This is a genomic window from Mesorhizobium sp. B2-4-14, from assembly GCF_006442155.1.
Classification (GTDB): Bacteria; Pseudomonadota; Alphaproteobacteria; order Rhizobiales; family Rhizobiaceae; genus Mesorhizobium.
On record NZ_VFVA01000051.1, the window covers coordinates 1 to 26892 of the forward strand.

Here is a 26892-nt window from a genome sequence, read left to right on the forward strand (position 1 = left end):
GTCTGAAGGCCGCCGTGACCAAGGTGCTCTCAGCCACATGGCAGCGCTGCCGGGTCCACTTCATGAGGAACGTGCTGGCGCACGCCGGCAAGAGCGGCCGCCGCGGTCGTCAGTCATCTCGCGGACGGCATGCGCCATCTTCCGCGCCGTCGACTGGCGCACACCGAGCTGTTTCCCCAGGATTACCGAGGACACGCCCTTCGAAGAGAACAGAATCAGATACAAGGCCCGCAGCCAGACCTTCAGCGGGAGCTTCGTGGCGTGCATCGGGGTCTTCGTCGTGACCGTGAACTGGCCGCAGCAGTGGCGGCATTCGTAAAGGCCGGGCCTGGAAACGCGATCCCCGTCGCGAAAGCGCCAGACCTCGGCCGAGCCGCAATGAGGGCAATGGGCGCCATTCGGCCAGACCATGCCCTCGAACAGCTTCCGCACCGATTCCTCGGTCGGAAATTTCCATTCCAGCCATTCGAGGCTGTTGATCCTCGGCACGCGTTTCTTTGCCATGCCCGCCCCTCTCGAAGAAGGCCGGGATGTGGGGCGATATGGGATTCAAATTAAGCAGGGAGAGGATTCGACCTGAAGCGTTGGTTAATTTAGGCGATCAGGCGGGGCACCTGTGTTTGGTAGATAGGTGCGAAGACGTACGGGAATCAGTCGATTTGCAGTAACACTGAAGAACAATGCGGTATGGTCGAAAGAACCGGGCCTACCAATCGCCGGCGGAGGCGGCGCGAGCGACGAACAAGACAGCAAGAACTGTCCAGCGGCTTCGCACTTGCTCCTCCCCTGGGAACTGAAAATCGATGCGTAGTTTTCACTAATGCGTCGGGCGCCAAAGTCACCCCGATCTTGGCGTAGACGCGCCGGCCTCTATTGTTCATTGAAAGCCTTCGCCAGCTGATCTCTGAATGGTTTCATCAAGTATGACAACGCGGTCCGCTCAGCGGTCGCTATGTGCACCTCCGCGGGCATTCCAGGAACAAGCCTCAGCCCTCCGGCCCTCTCCAGCTCACCCGTGGAAAACCTCGCACGAACCGCGTAAAAGGCCTGCTGCGTCTGCGATTCCTTGGTGAGGTCTGCCGCGACGAAGCTCACTTCTCCGTTGATCTCGGGGGTCGTGCGTACGTTGAAGGCGCTGAATCTAATCGCAGCCTTCTCACCGACCTCGACCTTGTCGATGTCCTGAGGGGCGATTCTTGCTTCCACAACAAGCGCATCCCGCTCGGGCACTATGAGCATGATCTGCTCGCCTGCGTTGATCACGCCTCCGACGGTATGGACCGACAGTTGATGCACGATGCCCGTTTCAGGGCTGCGGATATCGATCCGCCTCAGCTGATCCTCCGCCGCAATCCTCCGCTCCACAAGTTCCGCCTGCTTGGCCAGGGTCTCCCGCAAATCCTTGTTCGCATCGGTACGCAGGTCCTGGTCAATCTGCGTGATCTGCAGTCTCGTCTCGGCGATTTTGCCGCGCGCTTGCGCCGCGGCTGCTGTCAAATGCCCACTCTCCCCTTCGACGCGGGCGGAGTCGCGTTCCAGGTTAGTCAGTCGATCGATCGGGACAAGGTTCTTTTTGAAGAGGTCCTGGACACCGTCCAGTTCTTTCCGGATGAGGCCTGATTCCGTCTCCGTGGCCGCCTGTTGGGCCTCCAAACCCCCAATCTCGATCCTCAACTGATCGATCCGTTCGTCCAGTTGCGCCTTCTGCCCGTCTCTCGCATCGCGTCGGCTTTGGAAAAATGCCTGCTCTCCGGCAAGGATTTCGGCGATATCGGGTTCGCCGCGACGGGCGGCGAGTTCAGCTGGGAACACAATCTCAGGATTGCCCGACTGCTCGGCTTTCAGCCGGGCCGTGCGACCGGCTATCTCATCAAGCTGCTTGGCAACGACCTCCAGGTTCGCGCGCGCGACTGTCTCGTCAAGGCGGATGAGGAGGTCTCCAGCCTGTACGCGATCTCCGTCACGGACGTGAATCTCCCCAACGACCCCACCCGTTGGATGCTGGATTTTCTTCACGCTGCTGTCGACTACGACCGTTCCCGAGGCAATCACGGCTGCAGCTAGCGGCACCGTCGCCGCCCAACCTGCAATCACCGCGGCAAGCATGCCGATGCCCAACAGCATTCCCGCCAGGTTCGCGCGGATGCCTTCTTCGTCACGGCAAGGTCCCGCGTATGCTGGGTTCCGCGCAACCATTTTATGCCTCCGCGCGAGCAGGTTCGGCAAGCGGCGACGGGTCGGGAACCGCAGCGGGCCCCCGCAAAGCAGCGCGCAGAACCTCTTCCTTCGGCCCCACCGTCACCTGGCGTCCTTCCTGCATCAGCAATATCAAGTCGAGCGCCCCGATCGCGCTTGGCCTGTGCGCCACTACGATCACGATCGCGCCTCGTCGCCGCGCCCCCAGGATGGCTTCCGTCAGGGCAGACTCGCCCTCGGCGTCAAGATTTGAATTCGGCTCGTCAAGGACGACAAGAAACGGATCGCCGTAAAGCGCCCGCGCCAATCCCAAGCGCTGTCGCTGGCCTCCTGAAAGGGCGGAGCCGCCTTCCCCAACGAGGGTATCGTATCCCCGCGGCAGGTGAACGACGAGGTTGTGGATACCGGCCGATACGGCCGCAGCTATCACCTTTTCGGACGAAGAATCGGGATCGAAGCGCGCTATATTCTCGGAAACAGTGCCGCTGAAGAGTTCGAAATCTTGTGGCAGGTAGCCGATTGCACGTCCGAGTTCGTCCGAATCCCACTGGTCAGGTGTCGCGCCGTCGAGGCGTACCGCGCCGCGGGCTGTTGGCCAGGCGCCCACCAGCGCGCGCACGAATGACGACTTGCCTGATCCGCTGGGGCCAATGATACCAAGCCCTGCGCCCGGCTTGAGTGTGAACGAGACGCCCTGGACGACGACGCGCTGCTCCCCAGGAGGGGCTACACAGACGCCCTCGACCTCGAGCGAGCTTTTCGGCAGAGGCAGGCTGACGGATTTCCCAGCGGCAGGAAACGCTGCGAGGAGCTTGGCGAGGCGCTGGTAGCTTTGCCGCGCCGCGATGAATCCTTTCCAATTGGCGATGACTGTTTCCACGGGCGCAAGGGCGCGTGAGACAATGATCGCCGAAACAATGATGACGCCAGCGGTCGCTTCCTGCTGGATGACGAGATAGGCGCCGAGCCCCAGGACGGCCGACTGCAAGAACATCCGGAACGCTCTCGAGGCAGTGCCGATCGTGCCTGCTATCGTCGCGACCTTCTGCTGGGCGGCCAGCAAGCGCTGATTGGAATCCGCCCAGCGATCGGTGACGCGCTGGCGAATGCCCATAACCTTTATGGCTTCGGCGTTCCTGCGACTAGCTTCCGCAAACGCCTGCCGCGCCAGTCCGGCCCACCCCGCCGCTTTGGTCGGAACTTGGCACAGCCGCTCGGTGAGCAAGGTAAGCGCTGTAACCAGGATGGCGCCTGCTCCGGCAAGCATGCCGATCAGCGGATGCATCAGGTAGACAATGAACAGGAATACCGGCATCCAAGGCAGGTCGAAGAAGGCTGCCGGACCGAGGCTGGAGAGGAAATTCCTGACCTGGTCGAGATCGCGCAACGCCTGATGGTTGGGCTCGGCAGCGGTGCCCAGCCGCAGTGGCAGTTCGAGAAAGATCGCGAACACTCGCTCGCGGATGAGGCGATCCACGCGGGCGGCAATCCTGCCAAGAAGTTGCATCCGCATGAGGTCAAAGAAGCCGAACGCAACATAGAAGACCAGAACCAGGACGGTCAGGCCAACGAGCGTCGGCACGCTGCGTGACGGCAGGACCCGATCGTACACCTGCAGCATATAGAGCGATCCCGCAAGCGTCAGCAGATTCACCAAGGCACTCGCAACCCAGACCCCTGCAAAGGCCACGCGGCACTTTCCCAGAGCCGCTCGCAATTCGGAGCCCTGGATAGAGAATGCCGGGTGCGTTGAAGTTCCGCGCATACTAAGACTGAACCGCCTCCATTGTCTGACGCATTCGGACGGTCAGGCGATGAAGTCGGCAGCCGTCACGGTCGCCCCCGCCTGCAGCTTGATCACCGCGTCCGCTGTTGCCAGGTAACCGCTGCCATGGCCGCTGTTGACGATCACGTAAGTTCCCGCGTCAACCCCCGCTCCGGTGAGGGTGACGAGGTCCGCGCCGTTGTTCTTCAGGTTGGCCGTGGTGAGCGTGGCGTTTATGTCCGTAAGGAGGTTCCCGGTCGATGCGTGCGACAGCGCACTGAAGTTGGAAGCGGACACCGTATGCCCGATCTCCATCAAATCCGAACCGTGAGTGAAGTCCGTGATCGTGTCATAAGCGGAAACGAGCGAGTTCAGTTTGTTGACGAACACGAAGACGTCCTTGCCCGCTCCGCCGGTCAGCATGTCGGCCCCAGCGCTGCCGTCAATGGTGTCCTTGCCAGCAGTGCCAATTATCGTATCCCCGAAATTGCCCCCGATAATGGTGAATCCTTCGCTCTGGTTATGGAGATCGATGGAGACGCCGGATGCGGCGTTAGCTGCGGACACCACCTCCACATTGATTATCTGCTTGTCCGATGCCGAATTCAGACTTGGCGAGGTCGCCGTCAGAGCTATCGTGTCTGTTCCAGTGCCGCCGTCGACGGTATCCGTTCCGGCAAACCCCATAATGGTGTCGTTTCCCGCACCGGCACTGATCGTGTCGGCGGCAGCAGTGCCGACAATGACATCGCCCGAAGCGCTGCCGTTTATCGTGAAGCCCTCCGTTTGGCTGTGCAGGTCGATCGTCACCCCGGACGCAGCCTTTGCCGAAGAGATTGTTTCTACATTGACGATCTGCGCATCCGATGCGCCATTGAGGTCGGTGGAAGTCGCGGCAAGCGAGATAGTGTCCGTCCCGGCTCCGCCATTCACCGTGTCTGCGCCGACAAAGCCGACCATCGTATCGTTCCCCGCTCCGGCCGCGATGCTGTCGTTGCCAGCGGTGCCTGTAATCGTGTCGCTCCCGCCAAGCGCGAAGATTGCCGTCGTCCCGGCGGCGATGTTGATGGTGTCGGCGCCCGATGTCCCGAAATTGAGCACCAGCTGCTTGGCGAAGATATTGCCGGCAGCATCTTCCGCGACCACCCATGTCGTCGGCCAACTGCTGATGGCGGCTTTTGCTGTTATGACACCTGTGCTCGCGTCGATAGACAAGCCGTTCAGGTTTTGCGTGGCTCCCGCTCCGGATTGGTTCGAGGCGAAGAAGTAGGTGAAACTCGAGCTGTTTGGGTCGCCTACCGCCCCCACACTTCCAATCACCGTTCCGGACGCGATTGAATTTGACCCGTCAAAACTGGAATTGGCCAGAGTGAAGGTCCAGCCGGTCGGCCCATGCGTGTCCAGCGTGAACGTGACCGATGTCATCCCGGTATTCCCGGCCGCGTCTGTCTCGCTCGCCACGATCGTATGCGAACCATCGGCGAGCCCGGCCGGAGTGAACGTCCAAGCGCCACTGGCATCGGCCGTGGCTGTCTGGGCGATCGTGGTTCCGTCCACCATGAAGCGCACCACCGCGTTTGGGTCACCCGTGCCGCTCAGCGCATCGTTCTTGGTGATCTTGTCGGTCGAAGACACGCCGCTGTCGTTGGCCAGGCTCTCCGTGACGGCAGGTGCGGTTTTGTCGATGGCATAAGTTGGGCCCGCTATTGTTGGCCGTGTATTGATCAAGGCTGAAACCGAACCAGAGCCAAAATCCGCGACAGCAAGATCGGGTCTGCCGTCGCCGTTAAAATCGGCAGCCGTCACCCAACCGGCGCCACCTCCCGCCGCAAATGGCTGCGCCGGCTGGAGTGTCCCATCGCCGTTGCCGAGCAAAACCGAGACGGTATTGGCTGCCCCGTTTGTGACAACGACATCCAATTTCCCGTCGCCATTGATGTCGGTGACGATTCCGTCGCCACTACCGCTGCCGAACGCATGTGAAATGGGCGCCTGGAATGTGCCGTCACCTTTGCCGAGCGCCACTGATACGCTGCCGTTGCTGCTGGTGAATATTAGGTCCTCGTTGTTGTCGCCATTGAGATCGGCAAGCGCGACTGTATAGGTAGTAGTGGCCGCTGGGACGCTCGGTGCCTCGATGAAAGTACCATCGCCTTTTCCAAGGTAAACCTGAACGTCCTGTGAGCCGTAGGCACTGTTGGTAAATACAACATCGGCAATGCCGTCTCCGTTGAGGTCGCCCACCGCAATGCCGCCTGGGTCGCCATCAGATGAAAGCACTGTTTCTGGAGTAAAAGTTCCATCGCCGTTTCCGAGGATGATGGAGACGCCGCCGCGGTTGGCGGTGTTGGAAACGATAAGATCCAGGTTGCCATCCCCGTTGAGGTCAGCAAGCGCAGACGCCGCTGGATAACCGCTGTTGGTTGCTGAAACGATTGCCGGTTGAAAGCTCCCGGCACCATTGCCGAGAAGGACCGAAACTGTTCCGTTCGCGACGTAATCAGAAATCACAAGGTCCGGAACGCCGTCGCTATTCAAGTCGCCAATGGAAATACCGTTCGGGTTATCTCCAACGGTATAGGTTACAGGCGCTTGGAACGTACCATCGCCGTTGCTCATCATAGCGGCCAATGCGCCGCCTGGTGTCTCAGAAACAAGGTCTGGATGCCCGTCGCCGTTGAAATCCACCGCAGTCACGTGGCCGGCCACTCCAGAAATCGTCTGATCGGTTTGGAAGATGCCTCCGGACAGGGGATTACCGGCGAGGTCGCGAACGTTGGCGCCAGTGAAATCGAGGGCGAGCGTGCCGTCACCCGTCCCGGTATTGACCGTGACCGTGTAGTGGGTCGCGTCGATCGCGGTGACGCCCGTGATTGATGCCCCCTGAACGGTGCTCGAAGGGTCGATCGCAAACTGGCTCGCGTCCACGCCCGTCACCGGCTCCGAGAAGGTCACCGTGTAGTTAACCGTCGATGCGCTCGTTGTCGCCGCATCCGTCCTCGCAACGCTGGGTGCAACCGGGTCTGTAGCATCCAGCGTGAAGGTCAGCGATGCCGTTCCGATATTCCCGGCCGTGTCAGTCTCGCTCGCCACGATCGTGTGCGGGCCGTCGGCGAGCGCAGGGGGCGTGAAGGCCCAGGCGCCGCTTGCGTCGGCCGTAACTGTCTGAGCGATCGGGTTGCTATCCACCGTAAAATGCACCACCGCGTTCGGATCACCCGTCCCGCTCAGCGCATCGTCCCTGGTGATCGTGTCGGTCGATGAGAGACCCGTGTCATCTGCGAGAGTGTCCGTGACGGCAGGAGCGGTCTTGTCGATCGTGTAGCCTGGACCTGCATTGGTCGGCGGACTGTTCAGAAACACCGAGACATTATTTGATCCGCCGTTTGTTACGACGAGATCGGGGCGACCGTCGCCGCTCACGTCGCCAATCGCGACCCAGAGCGGCTCCCCACCGGCAGCGTAGGAGATCTGTGGCTGGAATGTGCCGTCGCCATTGCCGATGAGTACGGAAAACGTATTTGCATTCAGAGCTGTGGCGGCAACGTCCAGCTTTCCGTCGCCATTAATGTCCCCGACAGCTAACGAATACGGCGCGTCCCCCACCGCGTATGCCGTCTGCGGCTGGAAGGTGCCGTCGCCATTGCCGAGCAGGACCGAGACGGTCTTCGATCCTATGTTTGCCGTCACCAGGTCCAGCTTGCCATCTCCGTTGACGTCAGCGGCAACGACATCGGCGGGGCCGCTTTGCGTCGCGTATATGGTCTGCGGCTGGAAGGTACCGTCGCCATTGCCTAGCAGGAGCGAAACCGTATTCGAGACCTGATTGATGGTGATCAGGTCTGGCTTGCCGTCGCCATTCACGTCGGTAACCACCGTGATCCCTGGTTGGACTCCTGTCGCGTACGCGGTTTGCGGCTGGAAGGTGCCATCGCCGTTGCCAAGCAGGATCGAGTCGGTGTTTGCACCGTAGTTCGCCGTCACAATGTCCAGCTTGCCGTCGCCGTTCACATCGGCAACTGCGACCGAGATCGCGTTCGCACCCGCCGCATAATCGGTCTTTGGCTGGAAAGTGCCGTCGCCGTTGCCGAGCAGCACGGCCACGGTCCCTTCGTGGCTATTCGCGCTGACGATGTCGAGCTTGCCGTCGCCGTTCACGTCTCCCAGCACGGCCTGGTGCGACGTCCCGGTGTTGACGGTGATTTGTGGCTGGAAGGTTCCGTCGCCGTTTCCGAGCAACACCGACGCGGTGCTGAAGGAATTGCCATTCGCGACTACCAGGTCCGGCTTGCCGTCGCCACTCACATCGCTGATCACAACGGAAATGGGACCGGCTCCCGTGGCATAGCTGACCTGAGACGACAGGCTGCCGCCTGCCAACGGGTTGCCTGCGAAATCGCGTATGCCAGCCCCGATCACGTCGAGGGTGACCGTGCCGTCGCCTGTCCCGGTGTTGACGGTGACTGTGTAGTGGCTGCCGTCGATCGCGGTGACGCCGACGATTGAGGCTCCATTGACGGTACTTGTCGGATCGATGGCGAACTGGCCGGCATCAACGCCCGTCACCGCTTCCGAGAACGTCACGATGTAGTCGACCGTTGATGCGTTCGTGGGCGTTGCGTCCGTCGGTGCAATGCTGGCTGCAGTCGGGTCAGTGGTGTCCAGGACAAAGGCGACCGAAGCCGAGCCCGTATTGCCGGCAGCGTCGGTCGCGGTGGCGACCGCGCTGTAGCTCTGCCCGTCGGTCAGACCGGCCAGCGTGAGCGACCAGCTGCCGTCGGCGGCGACCGTCGCCGTCTGCGCCGCGCCGCCGTTGACTTTCACGGTGACGGCGTCGCCCGCTTCCGCGGTGCCCGTCAGGGTCGTCGAGCCGCCGCTGAAGTTCTGCGCGTTGATGTAGGCATTGCCGTCGCTGCCGCTTGTCACGGCACTGTCCGCGATCGCACTCTCGCTGGTGGTCGTATCAACCGTGAAGGCATAGGCGGCGCTCGTCGCCGTGTTGCCGGCGGCATCGGTCGCGGTGGCGACCGCGCTGTAGCTCTGCCCGTTGGTCAGGCCGCTCAGCGTCAGCGACCAGTTGCCGTTGGCGGCGACCGTCGCCGCTTGCGCCGCGCCGCCGTTGACGCTGACGGTGACGGCGTCGCCAGCTTCAGCGGTGCCCGTCAGGGTCGTCGAGCCGCTGTTGAAGTTCTGCGCGTTGATGTAGGCATTGAAGTCGCTGCCGCTTGTCACGGCACTGTCCGCGATCGCACTCTCGCTGGTGGTCTTGTCGATGGTATAAGTTGGGCTATTGTTCAGGAAGACAGTAACGGTATTCAGGTTCGGGTCGGAGTTATAGTTATAGTTCGCAAAAACGAAATCCGGCCTGCCGTCGCCATTCAGGTCAGCCCCTGCGTCGCCGTTAACGGAACCGACGCCAGCGAACGAGCCGGATGCTTGGAATGTTCCGTCACCATTGCCGAGCAGAATTTGGTCGCCCAGGGTGATGTCGAGCTTGCCGTCGCCGTTGATGTCGGCAATGGCAACACGACCACCCGCATTCCCGTAGCCTACCGCTGTGCCAAATGTACCATCGCCGTTGCCGAGCATAACCGAGCCCTGCGAACCACCCACGATGAGATCAGGGACGCCGTCGCGATTCACGTCGGCAACCGCGATGGAAGATGCGCCTGGCGAAACCGGATCGTAAGTCTTCTGTGCCTGGAATGTGCCATCTCCATTGCCGAGCAGCACCGAAACGTTCGAATCGCGATTGCCGACGATGAGGTCCGTCTTGCCATCGCCATTAAGGTCCACGGCGGCCATAGTGTACGGATAGGGGCCGATGGCATAGCTCGGTTGTGGCGAGAAGGATCCATTGCCGTCATTGAGAAGCACTGAGACCGCGAAACTGTTGAAATCGGACACCGCCAAATCCGGCTTTCCGTCGCCGTTGAAGTCACCTATCACTACCGACGTCGGATAGTTTCCGGTCGCGACAGTATTCTGGGTTTGGAATGTTCCGTCTCCATTACCATAAAGAATGGAGACCGAATTGCTGTCGGCATTCGCTACAGCAAGATCGACCTTTCCGTCCCCGTTGAGATCGCCGACGGCGATTGACCATGGACTCGTGCCAGTGCCATAGGATGTGGGCGCGCCGAACGTGCCATCACCGTTGCCCAACTGGACGAAGACATTCTGACCGCCGTCATATAGGCCAGTATCGGGCGTAAGGAGGTCCAGTTTGCCATCACCATTGACGTCGGCGAGAGTTGCCTCGATGGGATGTAGCGCAGGATTGTAACCGGCTGCTTGCGTGAATTCGACGGCCGGGAATTCGACGGCCGGGACGGGATTGCCTGCCAGATCAAGCACATCACCGCCGACGAAGACCAAAGCCACCGAGCCGTCACCTGTACCCGTAGCTATGTCCACGGTGTACTGTATTCCGTTGGTGCCCGCGATGGGAGTGAGGCTGGTAATGGAATCTCCCGTCACGGCCCCCGTGTTGGTGAGTGTGAATTGGCTCGCGTCGACGCCCGTGACGGCTTCCGAGAAAGTCACGGTATACTGGATCATGTCAGCATTGGTGGGCGTTGGGGCGGCTGGATTTATAGTATAAGTAGCGTTCGAGAAAGGCATGACTTATCCTCCCATGTGCGGCTTCATGAGCATGTTGGCGGTGTACTATGTTGCCTCCTTCGCGACATAAGGCCTGTTTAAATTAGCGAGTTGCCATTGACGATCAACGAAAGCGCGCCCTGCTCGCCCCTGTCCTGGTCGGGCGGGAAAGCCCCGCTGATCTCGAATACGGCACCCTGCGAAATCGTGCCGGAGAGATCGCCTTTGGCGTCGGAGGTGAGACCGTGCCCCCGTTGGAAGAGTTGAAGTTGACGAGGGTCGTGGGAGTGCTGGCGTAGCTCGGGACGGCAGCTGTTCCGTTGTTCACGATCTCGAAAACCGTGCCAACGTTGTTCGCGCCGCCGTTGGCGTCGGCAGTCAGGTTGCCCGACGGGCTTTGTCCGTTGACGCCGTTGAAGTTGGTCAAAGTGGTCGTGGTAGCCATGCTCGCCCCCCACTGTATGAGCCGAAATGGTTCGGAACTGGATTGTATCGGGGCCGCTTCGATGCCAGCTAGCTTCCCAGCCCGTCGAAACCTCAACGGTGCTCCAGCTTGTTCGTCAATGCATCTCCCATTTGGGATATGTCGGCAGAGAAATCCTTGCGCTCAACTCGTGCGCACAAAGTCAATACGAGCGACGGCACGCGCTCCACCTTCCGCCTTGCGGGGGCCGTCATACCTGCCGCCCTGGAAGGCGCGTCCTTCCGCTTCTTCGCTGCGAGGTTGACCTCGGCATGGTCCCGACAGGCTGCCATACGGCCATTAGCCGTGCATCTTCCTAGGCCGAGGCTCCAAGCGTGGGTAGCCCTTCGGAGGCACTGCTCATGCCCCGGATCGGCAATGCCCCGGAGAAACTCGCGGATTTTTGAACCAAATAGGGGAAGCGGACAGAATCATATTAGTGTATTCTTAAGTAATGCCGCCAACGAGGGGCATCGGGGAATGGCGATGACCACAGCGTTCGACTTTGCGCTGATCGAAGCCAGCCTGGTCGAGGCGGCTGTTGATCCGACGCGCTGGGACGAGGCGATGGAACGCGTGGCACAGGCCACCGGAAGCTTCGGCGCCCTGCTGTTCGATGTAGATCGTCATCTGCCCATCCTGCCGCGCACCCGCTCGGTCGCCCGATCTTTTGAGGTTTATGTCAACGACGGATGGGTGGAACGCGACGAACGCTTCCGACTTGTTCCCTTCCTCCGAGCACACGGAGTAGCGACAGACGAGGATCTCCTGACATCGGACGAGGTCGCCAGGCACCCCTATTTCCAGGAATTCCTCGCCCCGTGTCGGTTGCGGTGGTGCGCCCTCGTCAAGATGGCGGCGGGTGATGCTTTCTGGTCTCTCTCGCTCCAGAGGACCATCGATCAAGGACCTTTCTCCGCGGACGAACTCCAGCAGCTGAAGGCCCTCTCGCAGCGGGTCGGATCGGTCGCTGCCCTTGCGACCGTGCTCGGCCTCGCCCGCGCCGAAGCCGCGTTGGACGCCTTTGCCGCAAGCGACACGGCCGCCGTATTGATCGGCAAGGATGGGACCGTGCTCGGAATGAACGCCGCCGCCGAGTCTCTGCGAGCGCGTGGACTTGCGGTCGAAGGCCGCCGTTTGGCATCGATCGACAGAGGAGCGAGCGACGCACTGAACCGGGCCTTGCATGCGCTCCTGCGCAGCCAGCCTGCGGCCACGTCGATGCCGCCGGTGGCGCTGCCGAGAATGCACCGACGCGCGCTGATAGCCTACCCCGTCCGCTTGGGGCACGTTTCCTATAATTCCCTCGCTCCGTGCCAGGCCGTGGTCATCCTTGTTGATCCGGAAGCCCAATATCGGCCGCCGGAATCCCACCTTCGCTCGCTCTTTGCGCTGACGCCGGGCGAGGCTCGGCTGGCGTCAGCCATGTCGACCGGCGAACCGCTTGAAGTCGTTGCCGAGAGATGCGGGGTCGCTTACGGGACCGCACGGGTCGTGTTGAAAGCTGTTTTCGCGAAGACCGGGACACACCGACAGGCCGAACTGGTCTCCCAACTGGGACGGCTCCCACAGAACTGAACAGGCTGGTCAGGTCACCCGAGAGGAGGAGATTATGAAATACCTTGTAAATTGGAACGAGCGGCCGCAGGGATCGGCTATTGAATACGAGAACGTCCAGAAGCGCATCCTGAAGATCTTCCAGCACTGGAAAATACCCAGCGAGGTCAAGGTGCATGCCTTCGTGACGCGGGTGGGCGAATGGGGTGGCAGTATGCTGTTCGAGGCAGATGACCCGCTGGTAGTCCACAAAATGTGTTCTACCTTCCCGGCGTTCCAATTCAATGTACGGCAGGTCATCGACGTTCCGGACGCGGTCCGTGTAGAGATGGAAGCTATCAAATGGCGGGATGAGCTTCCTTCGTGAGCGGCCGCCGACGAGGCGACGCAATTGCGGCGCGCGCTGCCGCTCACTCCAATGGAATTCCCTGCAGAGAGTTTCGTGGGCCGACAGCTTCCCGCAGAGGTGGTTTGGAACCCAAGCCTCATCCCAGGAGCCGCCGTCGCGCGTCCCGTCAAAGCGCTGGCGCGCGCAGTCCGCAAGGGCTTGAGCGGAGCGTCCCTTGCGCTTGGGACAGAGCAGCGTCGGCAGGTCGGGGATTTCGGGCTTGCTGATCTCTGTTGAGTCCCGAGCACTCTATGGCGAATGAGGAAGCGCCCATCGTCGACCGATGGATCCTTACCCAACGGGCCGTTCCTGCCTTGCCGGGCTGTCGAGCGGCCACCCGAGGCTCATCGGCGACAACCGGCTGATCGGCACGTCGGATCTATGGCTACTCTCCGACGACCGCATATAGTCGTCGTCACCCACCACCTGCCCCACGCGAGATCTATCCCATCGAGATTTGAGGGCGACCTGCTGAATGCCGCCTTTGCGTCGGACCTGTCCGCATGATAGCGGTGATTATAAGGTCGGCAGCACGCGCATTATCTGCAATCCACGCGGATATGAGGATGAAAACGGCGCGTTCGATCCGGCGCTGGTCGTGAGGATGTAGCTGATCGATGAAGGCGAAGAATGAACCGTATCTGAAGCCGTTTGACACAACAATCCTCTCCCCGTCCCAGGGCTACCCGACCTGATGCTTCGATTCATACGTGGCTGTCGGGCATTGGTCAGTCAACCGCTGCCGCACAGCCGAAGCAGGAACCAGCGGTCAATCCAAAGCGATCGGTGTTCCCCGACTACATCGTTTGTATCGAGGATGGGAAGAAGTTCAAATCGCTGAAGCGCCATCTCAGCGTGCATTATGGCCTGACGCCCGAAGAGTACCGGGAGAAGTGGGGTCTTAAGTTAGACCTCAGCATGACGGGCTCGCTTATCAACCAGAAGACGGCGATTACTTCAGCAGCGCCACCGTCCTGTCTACCGCGCCGGGAAAGCCGTTCAGCGACAGGGCAAGCACGGTCTCCTTTCCGCCGTCAGCGACCACCTTGACCTTGAGGCTTTTGCCCTCGCGCAGGGTTGCCAACGTCTCGGCGTCAAAATTCAGGTCGACGACGCAGCCCCCTGGAAGGCAGGTGCGGAAGCGCAGCGGCGGCAGCACGAAACCGTCATCGCAGGGTCACGCCCTTTTCCAGCGCCAGGCCGAACGGCAGCACCAGCATTCCCTGAACCGTCTCGCCGGCCGGGCGCAGTTCCATCGCCAGCACGCGCTGGCGCGACTGGCTGTCGGTCTGCTCCTGCGAGAGCGCACAGACCTTCACATTGGCGCCGTTCTGGGTGGCAAGATTGCAGGAAACGGTCCAATCGCCATGCCCTTCCCGCAGCGAGGTCGCTCCTCCGGGAAGACCGGACGCGCCCCAGGAGCTTGCACGCGGCATCGCGGCAGCCGAAGCGGTGTTTGCACGCGCCGGCATCACGATTTTGCAAGGCGCGGAAGGCCTGTTTGCGTTGGAAGGCTGGGATATCAAGGGCTTTCCCGAGGACGATAGGCCTACCGAGGAGGAGGACCGAGCCGCCACAGTTTGGTTAGAGGCCGAAGTGGCTGCTGTGGATGCATGCTGTACGGGCTGGCCGGAGGAAAAAGTTCCGCACCATCAGATCATGGAGTTGATCGACATTCCGCGCACGAAGTTGCAAGCCGAAGCGATTCCAGACACCTGGCCGGAGCGGAAGCAACTCTATCCTGATGTCGTCAAGCGGCTGGAGATCACGACCGGCCCAGATCGCCAGATCGATTTCGATATTGCCTTCGTTCTCGGTTGGGTTCCCGAGCGGCCGACGCTGGATCGGGTTGAGCCGCTCTCGGAGGATGGCGATCGTATCCCCTTCTTCACCAGTGACCTTGCACAGGTCGAAGAGATGGCTCGCAAGGCACTCAAGGATTGGACAATCGAGATTGACCGAGATCCCTGTGATGCCTATGTTTTCGACCCGGAGGCCAGCGATCACTGTGATGAATTGCGGATGGCGGCATGGCGTGATTTCGACGGCTCCTTGCATATGGAGAAGCCGCCGGCAAATCCCGCGATCGCGCTAACGTTGGCAATGATGCGCGGCCAGTCAATGCATTTCGAATAGTGGTCAGACGAAATAAGAGCTTGCCAACGCACTCGGTCATCGATCGCGACTGGCCACACCAGGTTGCGCTGCCGGATGACCTGTGCACTGACCGGAACTTCACCATGATCGCGAAGTTCTGCCAGGAACGAGGATTTCGTCCCCAGACGCGGCATGTGCAGGCAAAATGGCCGAGTGGCAGATATGAAACCTACCGGCTCCATTGCTTCAGCGATGCCGCATCGGCACAGATATTCCGTGATCACTTCGAGGGGCTGAGATTCGATCACCAAGCGGGATCGGGAGAATGGAAAGGTGCGGGGCGTCTGGCGCCGCACGGGCGAATACACACCGGTTCTCAATCTTGGCCCTCTCAGCGTGCTGGAGATATTGCGCAGCTGAGTCAGGAATTTTCCGGGCGAACAGTTTCGACCGAGAGCGATCCGGCCGGAAGCGGCCGCAACAGCTCAGCCTCAGGCTTTGTCAAATTGATCCAGGCCGCCCAGTTCTCCGGTTGAAGGACCACGACCTGACGATTGTGGTACGGCGCAACATCCGGCCCGGGATCGATCCTCACCGGCATGACTTCCACGTGCTGGCGCCGAAACGAGCATATCGAATCCTTTGGGTTGCCTGGTCTCACTTGAAATGCACGATGTTGAAAGGACTCCGAACAGACGGAAAAGCATATTGTTGACAATGTCTTAGAAAAACGCCGGGGTTGACGTCGCTGCCGCGGCGCCATAGGCCAGTCGTCCATCTGGGATCGGAGACGGCGAGCGATGATCCATGCCGGCGACCCGCCTCTCGGCCTTACCTTGAAACCACTTGACGGGACAAAGTATGACTAAAGCGCCCCGGAGGACGGATCACTCGTTCGACCATTCCGAACTCAACCTGGAACCCGATGAGTTGGCTCTCGTAAAGAAGTGCGAAGCCAAGCTTGTGAAGTTGGGGCGGCGAACGACTGAAGAGGCGTTTGAAGCCGGCGAGGAACTAGCCATTGCCGTGGAGTTGATCCCGGAAAGGACCTTCGGCAGATGGGTGGCCTCGGTGTCCAGCTACACCCGCCAACACGTCCATAGCTTTATCAAGATAGCGACCGTTCTCAAGCATCACAAAGCGCGGCTGGTCCAAGCCAGGGTGCCGGCGACGGTCCTGGGCAAGCTTGCCGCCTCGCCCGAACACCTGCCCCAGGTCCTTGCCGAGTTCGAAGCCGGACGGAGACTGACCGGCAAACAGGTTACTGCCATCATCGGCGGCGAGAAAGAGGTTCAAGCTTCCGACCTGCCAAACGCTGGTGGCATGGCCGGACTCCGGGCGAACGCGCAGGCGAAGCTGAAGGTCGGCATCTCGGAACTCGCCCGGAACATTTCCGAGATCATGAGCCATATCGAAATAGCGCTCGCCCGGGCAATGGAGGGCAAGCGGGTGCTGAAGGGCCAACTGGCAGACAAGATCGAGCGCCTGGCGAGGCTTGCCCGGTTCCAGCTTGAGAACGTGGCCTTGTTCGTCGAGCTCAACCCGGGCAATTCGGCAGCCTCCCAGGTGATCCGCTTCCCGGAAGGAAGCAAATGGCGGCAGGTATCGGAACTTCTGTGGATCTTGGGCGGGCGCGATAGCTGGCCTCGGGAGGAATTGGCTCCTTGGCTATGCGCCGAGGTACTTCCGCTTCTCACCTGGTCCATCGATAATGGCAAACGGCCCAAAGAGGTTGAGGCTTTGAACGCCGAGCCAAATCGGTAAAATTATTTGACAAAGTACGTGAAGAAAAAAGACGCAGGCGCCATTCTGACCGTCGGCTCGCACTGTTCCATGCGGCAAAGGACACCGCTATCATAACATATCCGTCCGGACGAGCGGGTCATCACCCGGCGCATCTGTCACGGGCTGTGTCCGCTCTTGCATTCGCCGTCAACGTGGAGTCAGCTTCAGCAATGTCCACGTCTGGAATTCGGACGTCGACGCGGAGATGGCCGAACGAGGCGCATCGCCGCCATGCGCAACGCAGGTGATGTAGGTCTGCAAACTGAGCGGTAGGCGAACATTGCCTACGCGACTCCTTGGTGGACCCTCGTCAGACAGTGCGCCGGGATCGGTTAGCGCCACCGTCTGAAGATGGACCTCGCCAGCGTCGTTGTCGACGCATACCGCCGTCTCGTCTATCCCCACAATTCTGCAATGAGTTTCAGGTTTTCTGGACGGGACGTCTGCTCAGCCTTCCCACTCTGGGCCATTCAGAAGGCGGCGCGGTGGTGCCGCGGTGCCCGCCAAGGCACCGGCCGGGGAACGGGGCAACTTCCTAGCCGACGTGCGGCTGGCTGTCGGCCACAACGTTCTGGGGCGGAAGCTGATGCTGGAGCGGCTGCTTTAGCCGTCCGGCCCGGTTCCTCTCGGCATCCAGCAGTTCCTCCTCGGTTATCAGGCCGTTCAAAAACAGCTTGAGCAGGTGGGACGCGATGCGCTGGGCCAGCTGCGATTCAAGGGGAGTGCCGTTCTCGTTGCATACAATGCGGCACACGCGAGAGAGCATGTCGATCTCGCACGGCCCCAAGCACTGACCGGGGTACAACATAGCCTTTCCTCCTCGAAAGCTACGAAACCCGGACAGTGCGACAGGCGTGTGAATTCCGCAATTGATTTTGGCGTGATCGGGTGTGCTGTCAGGCGCGCGTGTGCACTCGGGAAATGTGGTGAGTTGACTCTTCTAATAGAGGACATCCCTCCCATTTTAGGAGCTTCTAATGCCTGCCCGCACAAAGGCATTCCCCCCACAGCCCCTCGACCGCCTTGAAGAGAACGATCCGCTTTCGGCATGCCCGCGCTAGAAAGCCGCATCTTGCCTTCAAGGAGCAGCACCGCTCTGAGCTCAGGACGAGATTTGGTTAGTACAAAACCGATCGCAGGCGATATTGTTGGACATTCAGGGGTCAATTCATCGGCCCGATACATTGGGAGGACGGAGGTGACCAATTCCACCGGGAGTTCTTTGGGCGTCGCTGTCATTACCGGAGCATCCTCAGGGATCGGCAAAGCTTTTGCCGAGCGACTGGCCAGCGACGGCTACGACATCGTGCTCGTCGCCCGCCGACGCGACCGGCTCGAGGCGGTAGCCCGCGAGATCAAGGCCTGCGGCGCCTCCGCTAAAATCATCGTCGCCGATCTGGCGCTAACGGAGGGCCTCGACACGGTGGAGCAGCGGATCCGGGCCGGGGACGTATCGCTACTCGTCAACAATGCCGGATTCCAGACTTACATGCCGTTCGTCGACCTCTCGATCGACCGCGCCCAGGAAGAGGTTGCCGTGCAGGTAACTGCGGTCATGCGTCTGTCGCATGCGGCACTTCCTGCGATGATTGCGCGTGGCGAAGGCGCCATCATCAATGTCTCTTCACTGCTTAGCTTCAGTGGAAGCATGAACTCCCCGTTCATGCCGAAGCGCTCGCTTTATGCCGCCACGAAAGCGTTCGTCACCACCTTCAGCGAACTTCTGGCGGCTGAACTCCAGGGCAAAGGTATTCGCGTCCAGGCGCTTTGTCCCGCAGTCGTCAGGACAGAATTCCATGACATCGACGGCAAGCCGGTCCTCAGGCCCAATGTGCCGGTGATGGAGCCGGCCGACGTCGTCAAGGCATCCTTGGCTGGCCTCCGGCAGGGTGACACGGTCTGCATTCCGGCCTTGGAGGAAGGGGGCAGGCTCTCCGCTGTCGCGGAAGCAAATCGCGCCCTGTTCGATGTCGGTCGCGGGGCCGAACTAGCGTCTCGGTATCGCTAACGCCAGCCCGGCCCCGTTCTGTCCCACTTGAGCACCAGAGCCAAGTGGACGTGCCGCGAGCCCACCGAAGCGGCCGGTCCGCTCACAGGGTGCTCAGCTTGCACTGTGAACGGCCAGGATGAGGCGCAATCCTGTTGGGCTGCTTCTGACGGGAACGGGGCCGTGTATGGACGGCTCTCCGTTGGCAAGGGATTCTTTGAGCTTTGCCTTTGCTGGTTGGTGCGGCCATGTATCCGACCTGTAGGTGCGGCCTATCATGTGCCGCTGGCCATAATGCCATTCGCGCGTCTCAGGTCCCGATCGTAAGCTCGCACTCGAGGTGCACGGCCCCAGTGGGTTTTCCTGATCCGGCGGTATCAACCGGCTTTGTGCATTAGCTCCTGTCCGCCCTTTCCAACCTCGTCAGCGATCGCTCGCCTTATCTGTTCTATGCGATGACCGGCTCCCTGTAGCGCTCGCCGTTCGTCATCAGTGCCCAGACCGTCCGGGCGGTCTTGTTGGCCAACGCAACCGCCGCAACCTTGGCTGTTCGCCGGGCCATCAACTGCACGAGCCATGGCCTCCTGGTACCGTTGCGCTCGGCATAGCGGATGACCGCCATCGCACCCACCACGAGCAACTGCCGCAAGTAGCGATTGCCGGCCTTGGAGATACTGCCGAGCCTCTCCTTTCCCCCGCTTGAGTTCTGATTCGGCACGAGTCCGATCCATGCCGATAGACAGCGCCCGGACTTGAATGCATGCGCATCGGCGACCGTAGCCACGAATGCACTTGCCAGCAGCGGGCCGACGCCTGGGATTTCCATCAACCTGCGACCAAGCTCGGTCTCACGCGCATTCGCCCGAACCCTACGATCGTTCTCGAGGATCTGTTTCTTCACGACCCTGAGCTGCGCCTCAAGCATGCGAAGGCATAGCCGCGCGTCAGCTGGTATCCTGGTCTCGTTCTCGTCGTTGACGACCACGAGCAGTTGCTCAATCCCATTCCGCCCGATCGGCGCGACGATGCCGAACTCGGATAGGTGTGCCCGCAATGCGTTCGATATCTGCGTGCGCTGGCGGTTGAGCATCAAGCGGACCCGGTGCAGCATCATCACACTTTGCTGCTCGGGTGATTTCACAGGCACGAAGCGCATGGTCGGCCGAGTGACCGCCTCGCAGATCGCCTCTGCATCTGCGGCATCATTCTTCTGCCGCTTCAGATAAGGCTTCACATACTGTGCCGGCAGCAGCCGGACATCATGGCCACGTGCAGTTAGTTCTCTCGCCCAATAATGCGACGAGCTGCAGGCTTCGATACCGACCAGGCAACGTGGCAGACTCTCGAAGAAGGCCAGCACGCGCCCACGCGTCAGCTTCCTGCGAACGACAACCTCACTCGCCGCGTCCACCCCGTGGATTTGAAACACTGACTTTGCAATATCCAGACCAATCGTCGCAACGTTGCCCATTCATAGATCTCCTCCAGCTCTGGCCCCACGATCATACCGCAGGGCGGGAGGAGAGCCGTCCACCGCATCAGAAGCGGACAGGCTGCTATCGGGGACGAGAAGTGGGTGGGCGGACATTCGGCTCGGCAAAGGATTTGGCCAAAACTGAACCTTTTGCCATGTTGCCGCCTGCAGCAATGTGAGTTCGGGCAAGCGAGCAGTCGGCGAGTTGGGCGGTAGCGATGAGACCGATATGATTCTTCGCGGCCTCAATTTCTGCACTCGAACTATCCGCTGAGACCATTTGCCCCTAACTCAGCCAGACCTTGCCGAAATCGTGCTCGTAGGTCGGATGCATGCCGTGGTTTCTCACGGATGGGACCGAGTGGTTAAACAGCTTACGCCAGTAGGGCTGTATGACGACGCCGGAATCCTGAAGAATCTGTTCGATCTCAGCCATCAGCAGCTTGCGCTTCTCGACATCCGCAACCGCCAGTGCCTCGACGCTCTTGGCATCGAAGTCGGGGTTCGAATAGGCTGATTCATTCCACGCTTCCCCGGTGCGATACGCCGTAGCCAAAATCTGGATCCCCAGCGGGCGCATGTTCCAGTTTGTCATGGAAAAAGGATATTTTGTCCAATCGTTCCAGAACGTCGAGCCAGGCAGAACCGTCCGCTTGACCTTGATGCCCGCCTCGCGAAGCTGGGCCGCGATCGCATCGCCGGTGTTCCTGTGCCAATCCTCGTCGACCGTAATGAGCTCGTGCTCGAAGTCGGTCTGCCCAGCGTCCTGCATGAGGGCCCTGGCTTTGCCGGGGTCACGGTTGATTTTTGGCAGAGCCGCATATTCGGGATGAATCCGGCAGACATGATGGTTCTCCGCGACATCTCCGGCATTGTCGTATCCGAGGTGAAGAACGACGGAATTGTCAACTGCCAGTTGCAAGGCATTGCGCACCCGCTTGTCGTCGTAGGGCTTGTTCTGCACGTTTGTGCGCGCGACGATCGTCGAGGCGGTCAACACTTCCGACTTGACGAGATCCATGTTGTCGAGAACCGACACAACGTCCGCCGACGTTTCATAGTTCGTATGTATCTCGGCTGCCTCGAATGCATTGATGATCGCAGAGGGGTCGGTGCCGTAGTCAATGAACTCGACGCCGTCGAGGTAGACCTCACCCTGCCACCATTTGCCATCCTCACGGCGCTTGAAGACAACCCTGTCACCAACGTCGTAGGAGACGAGTTGGAATGGCCCCGTGCCAATGGGCGCCGTAACGAAGTTCTTTCCAGTCTCGTCGAAGCTTCTGTGCACGATGAGTGCCGGATAGTCGCAGATGTTGGGGATCAGCGCGATGTTGGATTCGGTGAGGGACAATTTGACAGTCCAGTCATCCAGCTTTGTGATCGCACCATCGCGCAGCTTTCCAGTCGTGACATCCACGAGGCTGCCCATGCGGCCGGCCATAGAATTGCCTGAGGCGTGCTTGTCGCACCACCGGGTGAAATTGAAGACCACGTCCTCTGCGGTAAACACGTCGCCATTCGTCCAGGTCACCCCCTTACGGACATGGAGAACATACTCCGTGGCGTTCTCGTTCACTTCCCAGCTATCGAGGAGGTAGGGCTCGAACGTGAAGGCGCGGGTATACTTCACCAGAGGTTCCAGGGTCTGGCGCTGAGCCGTGGTGATCTGGGACCAGTCGGCGGTGCGCGGGTCCTTTGGATCCTTGACGTGCATGGCAACCTTGATCACGCCGCCTCTCTTGGCCTCCTCGGCGTGTGCCTGGCTGGGGCGGCAAGGCCTATCATGCCATACGCAACAACTGTCGACGCTCCGAATACACTGGCCATGGCCAGGAATTCGCGCCGATCCAATTCACCCGATTCGGCGCCCTCGGCCAGCTTGCGAACGAACTCCGGAACGCGATCCTGATTGCTTCTGTACAGTGTCATTGTAGTCCCCTCCTTTGGCTTTTCGCCTTCAATCCCAGCGCCTTACATCAAGGATGTCTTGCGCACGACATATCCCTCAAGGTCGAAGTATGAACATTCCAAGGGAGGACCTGTGTCGCGGAAATCCGACAATTTTGGCAACAAAATCGCGCGAGTGCATACGGCCTGATATCAACGGATTTTCAGGAAAACGCCGAGTTGTGCCGCTGCTGGCTGTTGTGGGCGAGGCCAAGACGACGGCATGCTCACGGCAGGCTGCACACATCCGGGCTGCCGAGAGTCCTATAAGGCTCGATCTTTCATTGATCGAGAACAGTTCGACGGGCAAACACGTGGCGGACCTCCCTTCCGAGCAGCGGCTGATGGCATTCTTGCTGGTGCATCGATTTCCGATGTTTAGTCTCGCATCGGCGGTTGATACGATGCGGTCGGCAAATCAAACCCTGGGCAGGGAATTCTATCGGTGGACAACGGTCTCATTCGATGGGGAGCCGGTCATGGCTTCCAACGGCATGAAACTCAATGTCGATTATTCGCTGAGAAATACGCCTAGCAACGACATCGCTTTTGTCTGCGCGGGAACCGTCATCGACTTTCCCGAAAAGGCGGCCGTGTTGGCGGCACTGCACCGATGGGGCAGGCGCGGCTGGGCGCTCGGCGCGCTCACCCTTGGCAGCCATGTGTTGGCGGAAGCGGGGCAGCTTGATCGCCATCGCTGCACCATCCACTGGGAAAATCGCGCCGCTTTCCAGGAGAGGTTTCCAACTATCGAATGCACGGGCAACGTCTACGAAATCGATCGCAAACGCTACACCTCCGCGGGAGGCACCACGTCGATGGATCTGTTCCTTGAAATCATTCGGCGTGACCTGGGCCCTACGATCGCGAACGAGGTCGCCGGACAGTTTCAGCACGAGCGCGTCCGCTCACCCAGCGACCGGCAACGCGTCGGCCCAGGCCGCGATCTGGCCAGCAAGTCCGTCGCGCTGCGAAAAGTCATCGAACTTATGGCCGAGAACCTCGAGGATCCGATTTCCGTCGTTAGTCTTGCGAAGACTGGCGGCATGTCTGTCCGGCAACTGGAGCGGCTATTTTCACTGAATGTAAACATGACGCCGGGCCGCTATTATATCACGCTGCGGCTGGAGCGGGCTCGAGCGCTCCTGCGCCAAACACCCATGTCGATCCTCAGCGTCGCTTTGGCGACCGGCTTCGCGTCACAGTCCTATTTTGCACGCAGCTATCGTTTGCAATTCGGTTATCTGCCCTCGGACGAGCGCCGGCCCGTAGCATAGCTCATCCTGGACGGGGCATTTTCATGCACTGTGAAGCACATGCATGTTGATGCGCCCTGGGTCATAGAGGCGTAACCCATCCGGGGCGGTGTGCATCTGGACCGTTCAGGTCTTGCATAGGCGCGAAGAACACCCAGGCGAATAATTCGCGAATCTTGGCGAGAAACTGGCGTCGATCGGCGCCCAGTCGAGCAATCATAGCCCGTGAAGTCGATCCCTCGCGCGGTGTCCGCGAGCAGAAGGCGGCACACCTTGGTCGCGGCAAGAAGGTCGGAGCCAAACGAGATGATTCAGCTCTCAGTTATTTTTCGCCGGAACTAGAGATATGCCCAGGATTATCTTTATCGCGCCCAATGGAGAACGGCGCGAGGTTTCAGCCGCCGAGCACGAGAGTGTCATGGAGGCTGCGACACGCCACGGCGTCGACGGCATTGTCGCTGAATGCGGCGGCTCCTGCATGTGTGCGACCTGTCATGTCTACGTCGAGGCCGCCTTCCTCGAATGCGTCGGCGAGCCGCAAGAAATCGAGAACGAAATGCTACATTTGACGGCTTCGGAGCGCCGGGCCGGAAGCCGCCTATCCTGCCAGATAATTATGTCGAGCACGTTGGACGGCATCACCATCAAAGTCGCTGAAAGGCAAATATGATGGCGGACGGGACCATCATCGTCGGCGCGGGCCACGCCGGAGTTCAACTGGCCGCCAGCTTGAGGCAGGAAGGCTACCAAGGTTCGATAACTCTCTTCGAGAGGGAGACGGACCTGCCCTATCACAAGCCCCCGCTCTCCAAGGCGTTTCTGAAAAGCGATGCGCAGAAGCCGCAATTGCTTCGAGGTGAGAGTTTTTATGAAGGGAATGGCATCGATCTTGTTCAAGGCATCGACGTCGAGGCGGTTGATCTAGAAGAACAGGCCGTGCTTCTGACGAACGGTACGAGTCGCCGTTTCGCAACGCTTGTGCTGGCAACCGGTGCGACACCACGCATGCCGGACGTCGCCGGAGTTCATTTTCGCAATGTCGTCGCACTGCGCACCATGCCCGACGCTCGACGCGTACATGAGGCGGTCGGGTCGGCTGTGAACGTTGTGATCATCGGCGGCGGCTTCATCGGTCTGGAAATCGGCGCCACCCTCGCTGCACTCGACAAGCGCGTGACCATCGTCGAGGCGGCGGACCGATTGCTTGGTCGTGCGGCGCCGGCTGAAATTTCTCGCCATGTCCTCCGCCGACTGGAAGCAGCTGGCGTGCGTATCATCCTGCGTTGCGGCGTGGCGGCCATCAACGGCCGCGATGATCAAGCCGTTTCCGTTACCACAACGGCCGATGAGAAGTTGGCAGCAGACCTCGTCATCGTGGGCATTGGGGTCGTGCCCAATTGCCTCCTGGCCACGACCGCGGGCCTTGCGTGCGAAAATGGCATCCTGGTGGACAGATCGATGCGCACGTCGCACGAAAACGTTTTTGCCGTTGGCGATTGTGCCCGCTTTCACCATTGGCTCGCCGGGCGGCGGGTGCGGCTTGAATCCGTGCAAAACGCAACCGACCAAGCAAAGCTCGCGGCACGTGCCATCGCGGGACATGACGTGACTTATCGTGCGGTGCCCTGGTTCTGGTCGGACATCGGCGACGTCAAGCTCCAGATGGTTGGCCTCTCGTACGACGCGGACCTACAAATCGTCACAGGATCTCTCGAGGACAATGCGTTCTCTATCCATCATTTTTCAGGTTCTCGGCTGACGTCGATCGATACCGTCAATCGCCCGGCCGAGCACATGCTGGGTCGCAAGATGCTCGCCGCCGGATTCTCGCCGCAGCCTGCCGATGTCGAAGCCGGCAGAACGGCCGAAGTTTTTGCGCGGTTTCAATCCACCGAGGCCCGACCGTTTATCCCGGCAGAGGATTAAAGGAACATGACTATGGTTGAGCGGGTTGCCTTGTTGCCAAATGGCAGCGTGAATTGCGACGTGCATCATCCCAATCCGACGATGAACGAGCTGATGCCGTTTCTGGACGACGTTTGGCGGGACCTGATTGCATCCCGCGGCATCACCCAGCTTGACAGCATCGCCTATCCCAACAACGCACCGCTGACTTGCCGTCCGGATTGGCGTGACGCGGTTGGTGGTCTCACCAACACGCCCGCGCGCCTGGTCGCGGAAGCTTTGGATCGCCTCGGCGCAGAGACTGGCATTCTGAACAATCTGAGCGGCGTCCACATGCTCTACGACACCTACATGGCGGTGGCCGTGACCAAGGCGCTGAACGACTGGACCCGATCGGAATGGCTGGACAAACATCCACACCTGCGCGCTTCCATCGTGCCGCCGTTACAGGGCATCGACGCCGCAGTCACCGAGATCGATCGATGCGCGGCGGATCGTCGATTCGTGCAGATACTTTTTCCCGCGGCGGCACACACGCCATACGGGCATCGCAGCTACTGGCCAGTGTACAAGGCTGCGGTCAAGCATGGTTTGCCGATCGGGATTCATGCAGGAAGCGCCTACCACCACCCTGTCACATCTCTCGGGTGGCCCAGCACCGTAATCGAGGATTACGCTGCCCAATCACAAATCATGCAGACCCAGCTCGCCAGCCTGGTTTCGGAAGGTGTCTTCGCTGAGTTTCCCTCGCTCAAGGTGGTCCTTATCGAGTCCGGGATAAGCTGGCTGCCTGCCTTCCTGTGGCGCTTCGGCAAATTCTGGAAGGGATTGCGGTTTGAAACGCCGTGGGTCGACCGCCCGCCTGCTGAAATAATCCGCGACCACGTGCGGCTGACAACGCAACCATTCGACGTTCCGGACGACCCGCAAATCGTGTCCAAACTGCTCGACCATTTGGGGTCGGATGAAATGCTGTTGTTTTCATCCGACTATCCGCACTGGCAGTTCGATGACGATGCCGTTCTGCCTGCGGGTTTTGACGCGTCGTTCATTCGCAAGATCGCAATAGAAAACCCGGTCTCGACCTACCCCCGTCTTTCGGAGAAGCACTCATGACCGCGCACGCCGGCGCTCCGTCGTCCCTTACCTCGATCTCGCAAAAGATCATCGATTGCGACGTGCACCCAAAGCTTACGTCGATTGACGATCTCAAGCCCTTTCTCAGTCAAAGATGGCGGTCGCATCTGGCGACATACGGATTGCGCTATCGGATGGGTTATCAGGACGGAAACCCTTACCCAAAGGCCGCGCCCGCCTCCTCACGCCGCGACACTTGGCCGAAAAACGGGGGATTGCCAGGTTCCGACGTTGGTTTGCTGCGGGCACAGCTTCTTGATCTCTATGACATGGAGTTTGGCGTTATGAACCCTCTTTGGCCGACAGGCCAAGGGGTGCTCGGGGATGAC

The 26892-nt window shown here is 60.2% G+C and carries 17 protein-coding genes and 6 pseudogenes; 12 read left to right on the plus strand and 11 right to left on the minus strand.

The genetic code is table 11. The features are described 5' to 3' along the window. A pseudogene (locus tag FJ938_RS27165) lies at positions 1 to 104 on the plus strand (transposase); the annotation flags it as partial. On the opposite strand, the pseudogene FJ938_RS27170 reads toward FJ938_RS27165, so the two are convergent. The 5 genes and pseudogenes from FJ938_RS27170 to FJ938_RS27190 form a co-directional block, all read right to left on the minus strand. After that, a pseudogene (locus FJ938_RS27170) lies at positions 103 to 504 on the minus strand (IS1595 family transposase); the annotation flags it as partial. The pseudogenes FJ938_RS27165 and FJ938_RS27170 sit on opposite strands and share 2 nt — an antisense overlap. Positions 505 to 870: 366 nt before the next feature. Continuing rightward, entirely contained in the window at positions 871 to 2196 is a 1326-nt protein-coding gene (locus tag FJ938_RS27175; RefSeq protein WP_140699284.1) for an HlyD family type I secretion periplasmic adaptor subunit, read from the minus strand. Position 2197: 1 nt separating this feature from the next. After that, positions 2198 to 3961 (minus strand): type I secretion system permease/ATPase, encoded by a 1764-nt coding sequence (locus FJ938_RS27180; RefSeq protein WP_140699287.1) that lies wholly within the window; start codon positions 3959 to 3961, stop codon positions 2198 to 2200. A 42-nt stretch (positions 3962 to 4003) separates the two neighbouring features. Next, entirely contained in the window at positions 4004 to 10522 is a 6519-nt protein-coding gene (locus FJ938_RS27185; protein ID WP_181169195.1) for an FG-GAP-like repeat-containing protein, read from the minus strand. 166 nt (positions 10523 to 10688) lie between these two features. Beyond that, on the minus strand, positions 10689 to 11009 hold the full coding sequence (locus FJ938_RS27190; protein WP_140699293.1) for a hypothetical protein: 321 nt from the start codon (positions 11007 to 11009) through the stop codon (positions 10689 to 10691). Positions 11010 to 11507: 498 nt separating this feature from the next. On the opposite strand from FJ938_RS27190, the gene FJ938_RS27195 reads away from it, so the two are divergent. From FJ938_RS27195 to FJ938_RS30175, 3 genes and pseudogenes are all read left to right on the plus strand, one after another. Further along, a complete protein-coding gene (locus tag FJ938_RS27195) occupies positions 11508 to 12605 on the plus strand; it encodes a helix-turn-helix transcriptional regulator (RefSeq protein ID WP_246673557.1) in 1098 nt (365 codons plus the stop codon). Between the two features lie 34 nt (positions 12606 to 12639). Then, entirely contained in the window at positions 12640 to 12951 is a 312-nt protein-coding gene (locus FJ938_RS27200) for a DUF3303 family protein (protein ID WP_140699298.1), read from the plus strand. A 774-nt stretch (positions 12952 to 13725) separates the two neighbouring features. Beyond that, positions 13726 to 13869: pseudogene (locus FJ938_RS30175) on the plus strand (MucR family transcriptional regulator); the annotation flags it as partial. A 55-nt stretch (positions 13870 to 13924) separates the two neighbouring features. Here FJ938_RS30175 and FJ938_RS30355 read toward each other — a convergent pair. Together FJ938_RS30355 and FJ938_RS30360 are read right to left on the minus strand one after the other, a co-directional pair. Next, entirely contained in the window at positions 13925 to 14131 is a 207-nt protein-coding gene (locus tag FJ938_RS30355) for an invasion associated locus B family protein (RefSeq protein WP_140699301.1), read from the minus strand. Between the two features lie 7 nt (positions 14132 to 14138). Next, positions 14139 to 14408, minus strand: coding sequence for an invasion associated locus B family protein (locus tag FJ938_RS30360; RefSeq protein ID WP_181169196.1), 270 nt, complete (start codon positions 14406 to 14408; stop codon positions 14139 to 14141). Between the two features lie 16 nt (positions 14409 to 14424). On the opposite strand from FJ938_RS30360, the gene FJ938_RS27220 reads away from it, so the two are divergent. Next, positions 14425 to 15108 (plus strand): hypothetical protein, encoded by a 684-nt coding sequence (locus FJ938_RS27220; RefSeq protein ID WP_246673559.1) that lies wholly within the window; start codon positions 14425 to 14427, stop codon positions 15106 to 15108. Between the two features lie 382 nt (positions 15109 to 15490). On the opposite strand, the pseudogene FJ938_RS30185 reads toward FJ938_RS27220, so the two are convergent. Then, positions 15491 to 15655: pseudogene (locus FJ938_RS30185) on the minus strand (SOS response-associated peptidase); the annotation flags it as partial. A gap of 275 nt (positions 15656 to 15930) precedes the next feature. On the opposite strand from FJ938_RS30185, the gene FJ938_RS27230 reads away from it, so the two are divergent. After that, positions 15931 to 16833 carry a hypothetical protein gene (locus FJ938_RS27230; RefSeq protein WP_140699307.1) on the plus strand — a complete coding sequence of 301 codons (903 nt, stop codon included), beginning with the start codon at positions 15931 to 15933 and terminating at the stop codon, positions 16831 to 16833. A 556-nt stretch (positions 16834 to 17389) separates the two neighbouring features. Here the strand turns inward: FJ938_RS27230 and FJ938_RS27235 are convergent. After that, positions 17390 to 17620 (minus strand): hypothetical protein, encoded by a 231-nt coding sequence (locus FJ938_RS27235; protein WP_246673560.1) that lies wholly within the window; start codon positions 17618 to 17620, stop codon positions 17390 to 17392. A 432-nt stretch (positions 17621 to 18052) separates the two neighbouring features. On the opposite strand from FJ938_RS27235, the gene FJ938_RS27240 reads away from it, so the two are divergent. Next, on the plus strand, positions 18053 to 18862 hold the full coding sequence (locus FJ938_RS27240; protein ID WP_181169198.1) for an SDR family oxidoreductase: 810 nt from the start codon (positions 18053 to 18055) through the stop codon (positions 18860 to 18862). A gap of 427 nt (positions 18863 to 19289) precedes the next feature. Here FJ938_RS27240 and FJ938_RS27245 read toward each other — a convergent pair whose 3' ends face one another. Together FJ938_RS27245 and FJ938_RS27250 are read right to left on the minus strand one after the other, a co-directional pair. Further along, entirely contained in the window at positions 19290 to 20312 is a 1023-nt protein-coding gene (locus FJ938_RS27245; protein ID WP_140699320.1) for an IS110 family transposase, read from the minus strand. A gap of 289 nt (positions 20313 to 20601) precedes the next feature. Next, a pseudogene (locus tag FJ938_RS27250) lies at positions 20602 to 22247 on the minus strand (ABC transporter substrate-binding protein). 362 nt (positions 22248 to 22609) lie between these two features. On the opposite strand from FJ938_RS27250, the gene FJ938_RS27255 reads away from it, so the two are divergent. The 5 genes and pseudogenes from FJ938_RS27255 to FJ938_RS27275 all read left to right on the plus strand — a co-directional run. Next, positions 22610 to 23542, plus strand: coding sequence for a GlxA family transcriptional regulator (locus tag FJ938_RS27255; protein ID WP_140699342.1), 933 nt, complete (start codon positions 22610 to 22612; stop codon positions 23540 to 23542). Positions 23543 to 23867: 325 nt separating this feature from the next. Then, positions 23868 to 24191 (plus strand): 2Fe-2S iron-sulfur cluster-binding protein, encoded by a 324-nt coding sequence (locus tag FJ938_RS27260; RefSeq protein ID WP_140699323.1) that lies wholly within the window; start codon positions 23868 to 23870, stop codon positions 24189 to 24191. After that, positions 24191 to 25447, plus strand: a complete 1257-nt coding sequence (locus tag FJ938_RS27265; protein WP_140699326.1) for an FAD-dependent oxidoreductase — start codon at positions 24191 to 24193, stop codon at positions 25445 to 25447. Before FJ938_RS27260 ends, FJ938_RS27265 begins: the two co-directional genes overlap by 1 nt. Positions 25448 to 25459: 12 nt before the next feature. Then, positions 25460 to 26542, plus strand: coding sequence for an amidohydrolase family protein (locus tag FJ938_RS27270; RefSeq protein WP_140699329.1), 1083 nt, complete (start codon positions 25460 to 25462; stop codon positions 26540 to 26542). After that, positions 26539 to 26892 (plus strand): annotated as a pseudogene (locus tag FJ938_RS27275) (amidohydrolase); the annotation flags it as partial. The gene FJ938_RS27270 and the pseudogene FJ938_RS27275, both read left to right, overlap by 4 nt.

Coding starts and splice junctions, on each gene's coding strand:
- FJ938_RS27230 (WP_140699307.1), top strand. CDS start 15,931: ATGACTAAAGCGCCCCGGAGGACGGATCACTCGTTCGACCATTCCGAA.
- FJ938_RS27200 (WP_140699298.1), top strand. CDS start 12,640: ATGAAATACCTTGTAAATTGGAACGAGCGGCCGCAGGGATCGGCTATT.
- FJ938_RS27245 (WP_140699320.1), bottom strand. CDS start 20,312: ATGGGCAACGTTGCGACGATTGGTCTGGATATTGCAAAGTCAGTGTTT.
- FJ938_RS27195 (WP_246673557.1), top strand. CDS start 11,508: ATGGCGATGACCACAGCGTTCGACTTTGCGCTGATCGAAGCCAGCCTG.
- FJ938_RS27180 (WP_140699287.1), bottom strand. CDS start 3,961: ATGCGCGGAACTTCAACGCACCCGGCATTCTCTATCCAGGGCTCCGAA.
- FJ938_RS27175 (WP_140699284.1), bottom strand. CDS start 2,196: ATGGTTGCGCGGAACCCAGCATACGCGGGACCTTGCCGTGACGAAGAA.
- FJ938_RS27255 (WP_140699342.1), top strand. CDS start 22,610: ATGGCATTCTTGCTGGTGCATCGATTTCCGATGTTTAGTCTCGCATCG.
- FJ938_RS30360 (WP_181169196.1), bottom strand. CDS start 14,408: ATGCCGCGTGCAAGCTCCTGGGGCGCGTCCGGTCTTCCCGGAGGAGCG.
- FJ938_RS27270 (WP_140699329.1), top strand. CDS start 25,460: ATGGTTGAGCGGGTTGCCTTGTTGCCAAATGGCAGCGTGAATTGCGAC.
- FJ938_RS27260 (WP_140699323.1), top strand. CDS start 23,868: ATGCCCAGGATTATCTTTATCGCGCCCAATGGAGAACGGCGCGAGGTT.
- FJ938_RS27190 (WP_140699293.1), bottom strand. CDS start 11,009: ATGGCTACCACGACCACTTTGACCAACTTCAACGGCGTCAACGGACAA.
- FJ938_RS27235 (WP_246673560.1), bottom strand. CDS start 17,620: ATGCTCTCTCGCGTGTGCCGCATTGTATGCAACGAGAACGGCACTCCC.
- FJ938_RS27265 (WP_140699326.1), top strand. CDS start 24,191: ATGGCGGACGGGACCATCATCGTCGGCGCGGGCCACGCCGGAGTTCAA.
- FJ938_RS27185 (WP_181169195.1), bottom strand. CDS start 10,522: ATGATCCAGTATACCGTGACTTTCTCGGAAGCCGTCACGGGCGTCGAC.